Annotated in this window: 11 protein-coding genes; 9 read left to right on the forward strand and 2 right to left on the reverse strand. The window is 61.5% G+C overall.

All coding sequences use genetic code 11. The features are described from left to right. Positions 1-20: 20 nt before the first annotated feature. Positions 21-1220 carry a succinyldiaminopimelate transaminase gene (gene dapC / locus ACGSLL_RS13365; RefSeq protein WP_394506466.1) on the forward strand — a complete coding sequence of 400 codons (1200 nt, stop codon included), beginning with the start codon at positions 21-23 and terminating at the stop codon, positions 1218-1220. A 46-nt stretch (positions 1221-1266) separates the two neighbouring features. Here dapC and ACGSLL_RS13370 read toward each other — a convergent pair whose 3' ends face one another. Further along, a complete protein-coding gene (locus ACGSLL_RS13370) occupies positions 1267-2898 on the reverse strand; it encodes a Na+/H+ antiporter (RefSeq protein WP_394506469.1) in 1632 nt (543 codons plus the stop codon). Between the two features lie 291 nt (positions 2899-3189). Between ACGSLL_RS13370 and ACGSLL_RS13375 the strand changes: the two genes are divergently transcribed. From ACGSLL_RS13375 to ACGSLL_RS13390, 4 genes are all read left to right on the forward strand, one after another. Continuing rightward, positions 3190-3552 (forward strand): ArsC family reductase, encoded by a 363-nt coding sequence (locus ACGSLL_RS13375; RefSeq protein ID WP_093104271.1) that lies wholly within the window; start codon positions 3190-3192, stop codon positions 3550-3552. 31 nt (positions 3553-3583) lie between these two features. Beyond that, positions 3584-4618 (forward strand): 2,3,4,5-tetrahydropyridine-2,6-dicarboxylate N-succinyltransferase, encoded by a 1035-nt coding sequence (gene dapD, locus ACGSLL_RS13380; protein WP_394506471.1) that lies wholly within the window; start codon positions 3584-3586, stop codon positions 4616-4618. Between the two features lie 121 nt (positions 4619-4739). Continuing rightward, a complete protein-coding gene (locus ACGSLL_RS13385; RefSeq protein ID WP_394506473.1) occupies positions 4740-5945 on the forward strand; it encodes an aminotransferase class V-fold PLP-dependent enzyme in 1206 nt (401 codons plus the stop codon). Further along, complete coding sequence (locus ACGSLL_RS13390) at positions 5942-6346, forward strand: SufE family protein (RefSeq protein WP_394506475.1); 405 nt, start codon at positions 5942-5944, stop codon at positions 6344-6346. The genes ACGSLL_RS13385 and ACGSLL_RS13390 overlap by 4 nt, the downstream gene beginning before the upstream one ends. 120 nt (positions 6347-6466) lie before the next feature. Here the strand turns inward: ACGSLL_RS13390 and tcdA are convergent, their stop codons facing one another. Beyond that, positions 6467-7282 carry a tRNA cyclic N6-threonylcarbamoyladenosine(37) synthase TcdA gene (tcdA, locus tag ACGSLL_RS13395; protein ID WP_394506477.1) on the reverse strand — a complete coding sequence of 272 codons (816 nt, stop codon included), beginning with the start codon at positions 7280-7282 and terminating at the stop codon, positions 6467-6469. Positions 7283-7496: 214 nt separating this feature from the next. Here tcdA and ACGSLL_RS13400 point away from each other — a divergent pair, with 214 nt between their 5' ends. From ACGSLL_RS13400 to ACGSLL_RS13415, 4 genes are all read left to right on the forward strand, one after another. Continuing rightward, positions 7497-10088, forward strand: a complete 2592-nt coding sequence (locus tag ACGSLL_RS13400) for a glycosyltransferase (RefSeq protein ID WP_394506479.1) — start codon at positions 7497-7499, stop codon at positions 10086-10088. Between the two features lie 243 nt (positions 10089-10331). Beyond that, positions 10332-11483 carry a succinyl-diaminopimelate desuccinylase gene (gene dapE / locus ACGSLL_RS13405; protein ID WP_332762662.1) on the forward strand — a complete coding sequence of 384 codons (1152 nt, stop codon included), beginning with the start codon at positions 10332-10334 and terminating at the stop codon, positions 11481-11483. After that, positions 11483-12292, forward strand: a complete 810-nt coding sequence (locus tag ACGSLL_RS13410; RefSeq protein ID WP_394506482.1) for a putative RNA methyltransferase — start codon at positions 11483-11485, stop codon at positions 12290-12292. The genes dapE and ACGSLL_RS13410 overlap by 1 nt, the downstream gene beginning before the upstream one ends. A gap of 75 nt (positions 12293-12367) precedes the next feature. Then, positions 12368-12745, forward strand: a complete 378-nt coding sequence (locus tag ACGSLL_RS13415) for a hypothetical protein (RefSeq protein ID WP_394506484.1) — start codon at positions 12368-12370, stop codon at positions 12743-12745. Positions 12746-12846 lie beyond the last annotated feature (101 nt).

Below are 12846 nucleotides of genomic sequence, written 5' to 3' on the forward strand. Positions count from 1 at the left end.
CCACATTGACCGAGGCCCCCATGAACAACGCTCTGAATCAGCTCCAGCCGTACCCGTTCGAAAAGCTGCGTGCCCTGCTCGGCACCGTGACGCCGAACCCGGACAAGCGCCCGATCGCTCTGTCGATCGGCGAGCCGAAACACCGCTCGCCAGGCTTTGTCGCCGAAGCACTGGCCAACAGTCTCGACCAGATGGCGGTGTACCCGACCACCCTAGGCATTCCGGCCCTGCGTGAAGCCATTGCCGGTTGGTGCGAGCGGCGTTTCGGCGTACCGAACGGCTGGATCGACCCGGCGCGCAACGTGCTGCCGGTCAACGGCACCCGTGAAGCGCTGTTCGCGTTCACCCAGACCGTGGTCAACCGTGGCGACGATGCTTTAGTGGTCAGCCCTAATCCGTTCTATCAGATCTACGAAGGCGCGGCGTTTCTTGCCGGGGCCAAGCCGCATTACCTGCCGTGCCTCGACGAGAATGGCTTCAACCCGGACTTCGACGCCGTTTCCCCGGATATCTGGAAACGCTGCCAGATCCTCTTTCTGTGCTCGCCGGGCAACCCGACCGGCGCCTTGATCCCGGTTGAAACCCTGAAAAAGCTGATTGCGTTGGCCGACCAGTACGACTTCGTCATCGCCGCCGACGAGTGTTACAGCGAACTGTATTTCGACGAACAAACCCCGCCGCCCGGTTTGCTCACCGCCTGCGTTGAACTGGGCCGCCAGGACTTCAAGCGTTGCGTGGTGTTCCACAGCCTGTCCAAGCGTTCCAATCTGCCGGGCCTGCGCTCCGGTTTCGTCGCCGGTGACGCCGACATCCTCAAAGGCTTCCTGCTGTATCGCACCTACCACGGCTGCGCGATGCCGGTGCAAACACAACTGGCCAGCGTGGCCGCGTGGAACGATGAAGTTCACGTACGCGCAAACCGCGCGCTGTACCGCGAAAAGTTCGATGCCGTGCTGGCAATCCTCAGCCCGGTGATGGACGTGCAGCGCCCGGATGGCAGCTTCTACCTGTGGCCGAACGTGCAAGGTGACGACGCAGCGTTCTGCCGCGACCTGTTCGAGCAGGAGCACGTGACCGTGGTACCAGGTTCCTACCTGTCCCGCGATGTCGACGGCGTCAATCCGGGCGCAGGCCGGGTGCGTATGGCGCTGGTTGCGCCGCTGGCCGAATGTGTTGAAGCGGCGGAGCGTATTCGCGCGTTCGTCACCCGCCAGCAATAACCGGCCAATGCCCGCACCGGGGCTTCTGGTGCGGGCAATGCGCCTGTTATTTCACCTGCCCCAGATTGGCCTCGCTCAAGTCCAGCTCGCCAAGCACTTCTCTAAGGACGTCATCACCGATCTGGTGATGACGGCTCAGGCTGTACAACTCCAGACGCTGCGCTCGCAGCGCTTTCAACCGTAAGCGCCGCTCGAGCAGATCCATCTGGAAGGCCAACGCCTGGGCTTCCGCCGAATCATTGAAGACGTCGAGCTGATGGCGATATTCGGACATGATCCGCGCCTTCAGTTCGGCCGCCAGTGCCGCTTGCGCGGCGTCCTGCGGGACGGCCTCTTCAGTCTCAAGCGCATGAATCGCCGCCTCGGCGGTTTTGCGCCAGGCGTCGCGCACCTCCTGACGGCGTTTGTCGTCGGGACTTTTTTCGATACCGCGCAACAGCAATGGCAAGGCGATGCACGCCGAAACCAGCGACAGCAGGATCACCCCGGCGGCGATGAAAATCAGCAGATCGCGCTCGGGAAACGCCTGCGCGCCGATCAGCATCGGCACCGACATCACACCCGCCAGCGTCACCGCCCCGCGCACGCCGCCGACCGTCAGCAACCAGCAGGAACGCGCGGTCGGCACTTGAGTCAACTCGCCCTTGCCGCGCAAACGACGCAGCAGTACCGACAAGCGCCAGATGCTCTGCACCCAGACAAAACGCAGCAATACCAACGCGAGGAAGATCGCCACCACGTCGAGGCAACGATAAAAAAGCGTTGGCCACAACGTCGGCTCGTGGCTGACCACGGCTTTGATGATGTCCGGCAATTGCAGGCCGAGCAGCAGGAAGATCAAGCCGTTGAAGGCGAATTCCAGCAGCGACCAGACGCTGCGATTGAGCAGCCGCGTGCTGGTCTGCCGTGGCAGCAGATCGAGCCAGCTCTGCATCATACCCGCCGCGACCGCCGAAAGGATGCCCGACACGCCGAGACGTTCGGCCAGCACATAGGCGGCGAACGGCAGCAGCAACATGAACACCACATGGGTGGCCGGATCGTCCCAGCCACGCGCAATCATCCAGGCGCGCAAGCGCCCGACCAGCCAGCTCAAGGCCACGCCGACGGCCAATCCGCCGAGGGCTACCACGACGAAACTAAAACCGGCACTGGTCAGCGAAAACACCCCGGTGATTGCAGCCGCAAGGGCGAACTTGAACGTCACCAGGCCCGAGGCATCGTTCATCAGCGCCTCGCCCTGCAATATGTGCATCAGCGGCGTCGGCAAACGATTCTGGGCGATGGCCGAAACAGCCACGGCGTCGGTCGGCGATAGCACGGCGGCCAAGGCAAAAGCCACCGGCAGCGGAATCGTCGGTAAAAGCCAATGAATGAAATACCCGGCGCCGACCACGGTAAACAGCACCAGCCCCACCGCCAGTGTCAGGATCGGCCCGCGCAACTGCCAGAACGCGCGCTTGGGCATGCGCCAGCCATCGGAGAACAGCAACGGTGGCAGGAACAGAAACAGGAACAACTCGGGGTCGAGCGCCACATGCAGGCCAAGGGTCGGCCAGGCAAGCAAGGCGCCGGCGGCGATTTGCACCAGCGGCAGTGGCAGCGGAACGACCCGGCCGATCAGACGCGAGACGCCGACCAGCATGAGCAGGATCAGGACGGTGTAAGCAGTTTGCATAAAGCGTAGATTCCGGACCATCGACAGCGTTCAATTGCCATATTAACCGCTCAGGATGCGTCTGACCGTTGCACCTATGTCGCACGGTTGGACCAAATCAACCTGTGGGAGCGAGCCTGCTCGCGAATGCGGTACACCCGCCAACATTGATATCTGCTGACATGGCCCCTTCGCGAGCAGGCTCGCTCCCACAGGTTTTACAGCGTTACGACAACCGTGGCCGACTAAACCGTTTGGTCATGGCATAATCCGACACCATTTTTTTCCAGCACCTGCAAAGGGGGCGATTCCTTGGCCGTTTCAAGCAAAACATTGCACCTTTTCGGCATCAAAGCCTGCGACACCATGAAAAAGGCGCGCACCTGGCTCGATGAACACGCTGTCAGCTACGATTTTCATGATTACAAGACCGCCGGTATCGACCGTGAACATCTGACCCAATGGTGTGACGAACACGGCTGGCAGACTGTGCTAAACCGCGCAGGCACGACCTTTCGCAAACTCGACGACGAACGCAAAGCCGATCTCGACCAGTCGAAAGCCATCGAACTGATGCTCGCGCAACCCTCGATGATCAAGCGCCCGGTGCTCGATCTCGGTGACCGAACCCTGATTGGCTTCAAGCCAGATATCTACGCGGCCGCTCTGAAGTAAGCAGCCCGTCACTCTTTGTAGAGGTATTCCCATGTCCAATTCCCTGTTCAGCATCGCCTTCGGTGTCGGCACCCAGAACCGTCAAGGCGCGTGGCTGGAAGTGTTCTACGCACAGCCCCTGCTTAACCCTTCGGCCGAACTGGTCGCTGCCGTTGCACCGATCCTTGGTTACACCGAAGGCAACCAGGCCATCACCTTCACCACCGCCCAGGCTGCGCAACTGGCCGAAGCGGTAAAAGGCATTGACGCCGTGCAAGGCAAGCTGCTGACCCGTCTGGCCGAGAGCCACAAGCCGCTGGTTGCGACCCTGCTGGCTGAAGACGCACAGCTGACTTCGACGCCTGAGGCCTACCTCAAGCTGCACCTGCTCTCGCACCGTCTGGTCAAGCCACACGGCGTCAGCCTGGCCGGCATCTTCCCGCTGCTGCCGAACGTAGCGTGGACTAGCCAAGGCGCCATCGACCTGAGCGAACTGGCGGAAATGCAACTGGAAGCGCGTCTGCGCGGCGAACTGCTGGAAGTGTTCTCGGTGGACAAGTTCCCGAAAATGACCGACTACGTGGTTCCGGCCGGCGTGCGTATCGCTGACGCCGCGCGTCTGCGTCTTGGTGCCTACGTCGGTGAAGGCACCACCGTCATGCACGAAGGTTTCATCAACTTCAACGCCGGCACCGAAGGCCCGGGCATGATCGAAGGCCGCGTTTCCGCGGGTGTATTCGTCGGCAAGGGTTCGGACCTGGGCGGCGGTTGCTCGACCATGGGCACCCTGTCGGGCGGCGGCAACATTGTGATCAAGGTTGGCGAAGGCTGCTTGATCGGCGCCAACGCCGGTATTGGTTTCCCGTTGGGCGACCGCAACACCGTTGAGTCGGGCCTGTACGTGACTGCCGGCACCAAGGTTGCGTTGCTCGACGAGCACAACAATCTGGTCAAGGTTGTCAAAGCGCGTGAACTGGCCGGTCAATCGGACCTGCTGTTCCGTCGCAATTCAGTAACCGGTGCCGTGGAGTGCAAAACCCACAAATCGGCGATCGAACTGAACGAAGCGCTGCACGCTCACAACTAAGCAGCCACACAAATACCTGTGGGAGCGAGCCTGCTCGCGAAGCTTTTGGCGTCCTTTAAGACGCTTTCGCGAGCAGGCTCGCTCCCACAGGGTCAGGCGCACACCCTCTCGGGCCGCTAACATGATGATTCCCTCCCCCTGGCGCGCCGATTTCCCGGCCATCGCCGCTCTGCAACGGCAGGACCAGACCTATCTGGACAACGCCGCCACCACGCAAAAACCCCAAGCCCTGCTCGATGCGCTGACGCATTACTACGCCAACGGCGCGGCCAACGTGCATCGCGCACAGCACCTGCCCGGCGCGCATGCCACGCAAGCGTTCGAAGACAGTCGCCATAAGGTTGCGCAGTGGCTGAATGCCGGTGACAGCGGGCAGATCATCTTTACCCACGGCGCCACCAGCGCGCTGAATCTTCTGGCGTATGGGCTGGAACACTTATTCCAGCCGGGCGATGAGATTGTCATCAGCGCCCTGGAGCATCACGCCAATCTGCTGCCGTGGCAGCAATTGGCTCTGAGACGTCAGTTGAAACTGGTGATCCTGCCGCTGGACGCTGACGGTCTGATCGACCTCGCCGCTGCGGTGCACCTGATCGGCCCGCGTACGCGTTTGCTGGCGGTGAGTCAGTTGTCCAACGTGCTCGGCGCCTGGCAGCCACTGACTGCTTTGCTCGGCATGGCCAAGGCGCAAAATGCACTGACCGTGGTCGATGGCGCGCAAGGTGTGGTTCACGGTCGGCACGACGTGCAAGCGCTGGGTTGCGACTTTTATGTGTTTTCCAGCCACAAGCTGTATGGCCCCGACGGCCTCGGCGTGCTGTTCGGGCGCAACGCGGCGCTTGCACAGCTCAAGCCGTGGCAGTTCGGCGGCGAGATGGTGCTGGAAGCCCACTATCACGACTCGCGCTTTCGCCCGGCGCCACTGGGTTTCGAGGCAGGCACCCCGCCGATTGCCAGCGTGATCGGGCTTGGCGCCACCCTTGATTACCTGGCTGGCCTGGATCAGGACGCGGTGTCTGCCCATGAAGCGGCGCTGCATGACTACTTGCTGCGCGGTCTCGCCGCGCGCAACGGCATCCGCCTGCTCGGCAAGCCGCAACTGGCACTGGCCAGTTTCGTCGTCGAGGGTGTGCATAACGCTGACCTGGCGCATCTGCTCACCGAACAGGGCATCGCCGTGCGCGCCGGGCATCACTGCGCCATGCCGCTGATGAAACGTTTCGAACTGGCGGGGGCGATTCGCGTGTCGCTGGCGCTGTACAACGATTCGGAAGATCTGGAGCGCTTTTTCGAGGCGCTGGATCAAGCGCTGGAGATGTTGCGATGAGCCTGCCGATCGAAGCGACCGAGGCGCTGCAGACGTTTCAGAGCGCGTCGGGCTGGGAGCAGCGGGCGCGATTGCTGATGCAGTTTGGTGATCGCTTGCCGCCGATGGAAGATGCAGACAAATGCGAGGCCAACCGCGTACATGGCTGTGAAAGTCAGGTGTGGCTGGTGGGTGAGTTGCGCGACGGTCACTGGCAATTCGCGGCGAGCAGCGATGCGCGGATGATTCGCGGGTTGGTGGCGCTGTTGCTGTTGCGGGTTAACGGTTTGTCGGCGGCTGAGTTGAAGCAGATTGATTTGCCTGATTGGTTTAATCAGCTCGGCCTGTCGCGCCAGCTATCGCCCTCGCGCAGCAATGGCCTCAATGCCGTGCTCCAGCGGATGAATGAGCTGGCAGGCTGATCGCCTTGACCGATCGTTCCCACGCTCTGCGTGGGAACGCAGCCAGGGACGCTCTGCGTCCCATCCAAAGCCGAACGCGGAGCGTCCGTTGAGGCATTCCCACGCAGAGCGTGGGAACGATCACTGCGGCTTGATACGGTCCGAAGGCCGGCGAACCCCGGCAACAATCTTGTCCACAGCCTTGGTCGCCGCCACCATGCCGAACGTTGCCGTGACCATCATTACTGCGCCAAACCCGCCGGCGCAGTCGAGCTTCACGCCGTCGCCGACAAAACTCTTCTGCAAACAGATGCTGCCGTCCGGCTTCGGATAGCGCAGCTGTTCCGTGGAAAACACGCACGGCACGCTGTAATGCCGAGTCACGGTGCGCGAGAAGCCGTAATCGCGACGCAACGTCGAGCGCACTTTCGAAGCCAGCGGGTCGTTGAAGGTGCGGTTCAGATCGCACACCTGAATCAGCGTCGGATCAATCTGCCCGCCGGCGCCGCCTGTGGTGATGATCTGGATCTTGCGGCGCTTGCACCAGGCGATCAGCGCTGCCTTGGCGTTGACTGCGTCGATGCAGTCGATCACACAGTCGATGTCCGGCGTGATGTATTCGGCCATGGTGTCACGGGTGACGAAATCCGCGACCGCATGCACGGTGCAGTCCGGGTTGATTCCGCGCAGACGCTCGGCCATCACCTCGACCTTGGGCTTGCCGACGGTGCTGTCCAGCGCGTGCAACTGCCGGTTGGCGTTACTGACGCAGACGTCGTCGAGGTCGAACAGCGAAATCTCGCCGACACCACAACGGGCCATGGCTTCCGCCGCCCAGGAACCGACACCGCCGACACCGACGATCGCCACATGGGCGGCGCGCAAGCGTTCCAGGCCTTCGATGCCATACAAACGGGCGATGCCTGCAAACCGCGGATCTTCTGTACTCATGACCATTACCCCAAAAACCGGCGCGCATTATAGGGCTACGCAGCGACAAGTTTTAAGCTGCAAGCGACAAGTGTAAGAACTTAAGTCAGAGACGACTGCCCAATGTCAGGCATTTTCCCGTCAGTTGTACGACTGGTGAAGCGCCGGTGTAGGATGCGCGCCCCTCGAGCGTCTATCCGACCGATCCTTCGTTCCACAGCCTTTGGAACCCGAAATAGCTATGTCATCGCGTAAATTTGGACTCAACCTGGTGGTCGTGCTGGCCATCGCTGCGCTTTTCAGCGGTTTCTGGGCGTTGATCAACCGCCCGGTGTCAGCGCCGAACTGGCCGGAGCAGATCTCTGGTTTCTCTTATTCGCCATTCCAGCAGGGACAATTCCCACAGAAAGATCAGTACCCGACTGACGACGAAATGCGCCGTGATCTGGAGATCATGAGCAAGCTGACGGACAACATCCGCATCTACTCGGTCGACGGCTCGCTGGGCGACATACCGAAACTGGCTGAAGAGTTTGGTTTGCGTGTGACCCTCGGTATCTGGATCAGCCCCGATCAGGAGCGCAACGAGCGGGAAATCACCAAAGCCATCGAACTGGCCAACACTTCGCGCAGCGTGGTGCGCGTGGTGGTCGGCAACGAGGCGCTGTTCCGTGAAGAAATCACTCCTGAAGCGCTGATCGTGCTGCTGGATCGCGTGCGTGCGGCGGTCAAAGTGCCGGTGACGACTTCCGAGCAATGGCACATCTGGGAGAAATACCCGCAACTGGCCAAGCACGTTGACCTGATCGCCGCCCACGTTCTGCCGTACTGGGAATTCATTCCGGTCGACAAGGCCGGCCAGTTCGTCTTCGACCGCGCGCGTGATCTGAAAAAGCTGTTTCCGAAAAAGCCGCTGCTGCTTTCCGAAGTCGGCTGGCCGAGCAACGGTCGCATGCGCGGTGGCGCCGATGCATCGCCGGCCGACCAGGCCATTTACCTGCGTACTCTGGTCAACAAGCTTAACCGCCAGGGCTTCAACTACTTCGTGATCGAAGCATTCGATCAGCCGTGGAAAGCCAGTGACGAAGGCTCGGTCGGCGCTTACTGGGGCGTGTTCAACGCTGCGCGCCAGCAGAAATTCAATTTCGAAGGCCCGGTGGTGGCGATTCCGCAGTGGCGCGTACTGGCCATCGGCTCGGTGGTGCTGGCGCTGTTGTCGCTGACTCTGCTGATGATTGATGGCTCGGCCCTGCGCCAGCGCGGCCGCACGTTCCTGACCTTCATCGCGTTCCTCTGCGGTTCGGTGCTGGTGTACATCGGCTACGACTACAGCCAGCAATACAGCACGTGGTTCAGCCTGACAGTGGGTTTCCTTCTGGCGCTCGGTGCGCTGGGGGTGTTCATCGTGCTGCTGACCGAGGCTCATGAACTGGCCGAAGCGGTGTGGATTCACAAGCGTCGGCGTGAATTCCTGCCGGTGGTCGGCGACTCCAGCTATCGCCCGAAAGTCTCGATCCATGTGCCGTGCTACAACGAGCCGCCGGAGATGGTCAAACAGACCCTCGACGCCCTCGCCGCGCTCGATTATCCAGACTATGAAGTACTGATCATCGACAACAACACCAAGGACCCGGCAGTGTGGGAGCCGGTGCGCGATTACTGCGCGACCCTCGGCCCGCGCTTCAAGTTCTTCCACGTTGCGCCGCTGGCCGGGTTCAAGGGTGGTGCGCTGAACTACCTGATTCCGCACACCGCCAAGGACGCCGAAGTGATCGCGGTGATCGACTCCGATTACTGCGTGCACCCGAACTGGCTCAAGCACATGGTGCCGCACTTCGCCGACCCGAAAATCGCTGTGGTGCAGTCGCCGCAGGATTATCGCGACCAGAACGAAAGCACTTTCAAGAAGCTCTGCTACGCAGAATACAAAGGCTTCTTCCACATTGGCATGGTCACTCGCAACGACCGTGACGCGATCATTCAGCACGGCACCATGACCATGACCCGCCGTTCGGTCCTGGAAGAATTGGGCTGGGCCGACTGGTGCATCTGTGAGGACGCCGAACTGGGTCTGCGCGTGTTCGAAAAAGGCCTGTCGGCGGCGTATTACCACGACAGTTATGGCAAAGGCCTGATGCCGGATACGTTCATCGATTTCAAGAAACAGCGTTTCCGCTGGGCCTATGGTGCGATCCAGATCATCAAGCGCCACACCGCCAGTCTGCTGCGCGGCAAGGACACCGAGCTGACCCGCGGCCAGCGCTACCACTTCCTCGCCGGCTGGCTGCCATGGGTCGCCGATGGCATGAACATCTTCTTTACCGTCGGCGCACTGTTGTGGTCGGCGGCGATGATCATCGTGCCGCAACGGGTCGATCCGCCGCTGCTGATTTTCGCGATCCCGCCACTGGCGCTGTTCGTGTTCAAGGTCGGCAAGATCATCTTCCTTTATCGTCGCGCGGTTGGCGTCAATCTCAAGGATGCATTCTGCGCGGCGCTGGCCGGGCTGGCGTTGTCGCACACCATCGCCAAAGCGGTGCTGTACGGCTTCTTCACCAGCAGCATTCCGTTCTTCCGCACACCGAAAAACGCCGACAACCATGGTTTCTGGGTGGCGATTTCCGAGGCGCGCGAAGAAGTGTTCATCATGCTGCTGTTGTGGGGCGCGGCGCTGGGGATCTTTCTGGTCAACGGCATGCCAAGCAATGACATGCGCTTCTGGGTGGTGATGCTGCTGGTGCAATCGCTGCCGTATCTGGCGGCGCTGATCATGGCGTTCCTGTCGTCGCTGCCCAAACCTGCCGCAGTGCAGGAAGCCGCACCGGTCGTCTAAATCGGCATCGATGCACTAAACGGCGGCCAATGGTCGCCGTTTTGCTTTAAGATAACTGCCATTTTGCGGGGCTTGGCGGCATACAGGGTCTGACTGATCAAACCCAATCCCCTGTGGGAGCGAGCCTGCTCGCGAAGGCTTTGTAGCATTCAACCTTTAAGGTGATTGGTAGACCGCTTTCGCGAGCAGGCTCGCTCCCACATTAGAAGCCCAAGCTCATACCCCATGATTCCGGAGTTTTCCATGACGGCCCACGCCGACCTTTCGCCGACCCTCCAGCTCGCCATCGACCTGATCCGCCGTCCGTCCGTGACGCCGGTCGACGCCGATTGTCAGAAGCAGATGATGCAGCGCCTGGGCGATGCCGGTTTCACCCTGGAGCCGATGCGCATTGAAGATGTGGATAACTTCTGGGCCACCCACGGCAACGGTGAAGGCCCGGTGCTGTGCTTCGCCGGCCACACCGACGTGGTGCCGACCGGCCCGGTCAGCGCATGGCAGATCGACCCGTTCAACGCGGTGATCGACGAACACGGCATGCTCTGCGGCCGTGGTGCAGCAGACATGAAAGGCAGCCTGGCGTCGATGACCGTTGCCGCCGAGCGTTTCGTCGCCGACTACCCGAACCACAAGGGCAAGGTCGCGTTCCTGATCACCAGCGACGAAGAAGGCCCGGCGCATCACGGGACCAAAGCGGTGGTCGAGCGTCTGGCTGCGCGCAACGAGCGTCTGGACTGGTGCATCGTCGGCGAGCCGTCGAGCACCACGCTGGTCGGCGACGTGGTCAAGAATGGCCGTCGCGGATCGCTCGGCGCCAAGCTCACGGTCAAGGGCATTCAGGGTCACGTGGCCTACCCGCATCTGGCGAAAAACCCGATCCACCTCGCCGCCCCGGCACTGGCGGAACTTGCCGCCGAGCATTGGGATCACGGTAACGACTTCTTCCCGCCGACCAGTTTCCAGATCTCCAACGTCAATTCCGGCACTGGCGCGACCAACGTGATTCCGGGCGATCTGGTGGCGGTGTTCAACTTCCGCTTCTCCACCGAATCGACCGTTGAAGGTCTGCAAAAACGCGTCGCCGATATTCTCGACAAGCACGATCTGGACTGGCACATCGACTGGGCGCTGTCCGGTCTGCCGTTCCTGACCGAACCGGGCGCACTGCTCGATGCGGTGTCGGCGAGCATCAAGACCATCACCGGACGCGAGACCAAGGCGTCCACCAGCGGCGGCACTTCCGATGGCCGCTTCATCGCGACCATGGGCACGCAGGTGGTTGAACTGGGCCCGGTCAACGCGACCATTCATCAGGTCAACGAGCGCGTTCTGGCGGCGGACCTCGATGTGCTGACCGAGATCTACTACCAGACCCTGATCAAGTTGCTCGCCTGATGCTCGCTTGCCCCATCTGCAGTGAACCGCTCAACGCGGTGGATAACGGCGTTGCCTGCCCCGCCGGCCACCGCTTCGACCGCGCGCGTCAGGGTTACCTGAACCTGTTGCCGGTGCAGCACAAGAACAGCCGTGATCCAGGCGACAACCAGGCGATGGTCGAGGCGCGCCGCGACTTTCTGAACGCCGGGCATTACGCGCCGGTGGCCAGGCGCCTGGCTGAACTGGCGGCCAGTTATGCGCCGGATCGCTGGGTCGATATTGGTTGTGGCGAGGGTTACTACACCGCGCAAATCGCCGAGGCTTTGCCGGACGCCGACGGCTACGCGCTGGATATCTCCCGCGAGGCCGTCAAACGCGCCTGCAAGCGTAACCCGGCAATCAGTTGGTTGATCGCCAGCATGGCGCGCGTGCCATTGGCGTCGGGCAGTTGCCAGTTTCTCGCCAGCGTTTTCAGCCCGCTGGACTGGGATGAGGCCAAGCGTCTGCTCAGCGTGGGCGGCGGTCTGATGAAAGTCGGCCCGACCCGCGGCCATCTGATGGAATTGCGCGAGCGCCTGTACGATGAAGTGCGCGAATACACCGACGACAAGCATCTGGCCCTGGTGCCTGAAGGCATGGCGCTGGCGCACAGTGAAACGCTGGAATTCAAACTGACGCTGGACAAGCCCGAGGATCGCGCCAACCTGTTGGCGATGACCCCCCACGGCTGGCGCGCCAGTGCCGAGCGTCGCGCGGCGGTGATCGAACAGGCCGAGCCGTTCGAGACCACCGTGTCGATGCGCTACGATTATTTCGTTCTTAAATAACTTTTGGTTCCGGGCGAGTGCCCGGGGCCGGCTAAATCCGCGAATGGATTTTTCAGACCCGCAGTGAGGACATCCATGCGCCAACCGGATATCGAGATTTACCTGAAAGACGCCGACGTCGACCACAAGGCCATTTCCGCCTGGCTCGGCGCCGCGTTGGGCCCGTGCAGTGACTGGGTACAGAAAGGTCAGACGTACAAGTGCAAGGCCGGCACCATCCCGGTGACCTGGCTGCCGAAAGCCGTGGGCAAGTGGAACAGCCTGTACCTGGAAAGCGACCAGACGCCATGGGAAGACGACATCGCCTGCGCCCGCGCAGCCTTTGCCGCGCTGAACGTCGAAGTGCGCTGCGCACCGGGGACGTGGGTCGAAGAGGAAGGCGAAGAAACCGCCGATCGCTGGATGCGCATCAGCGAAGATGGTGAAGAAGAAATCACCTGGAAAACCGCATAACAACGGGCAACGTAGATCCCATGTGGGAGCGAGCCTGCTCGCGAATGCGGTGTGTCAGTCGATATGAATGCTGACTGATACACCGCATTCGCGAGCAGGCT

Source organism: Pseudomonas retamae (genome assembly GCF_043496865.1).
GTDB classification, from domain to species: Bacteria; Pseudomonadota; Gammaproteobacteria; order Pseudomonadales; family Pseudomonadaceae; genus Aquipseudomonas; species Aquipseudomonas retamae.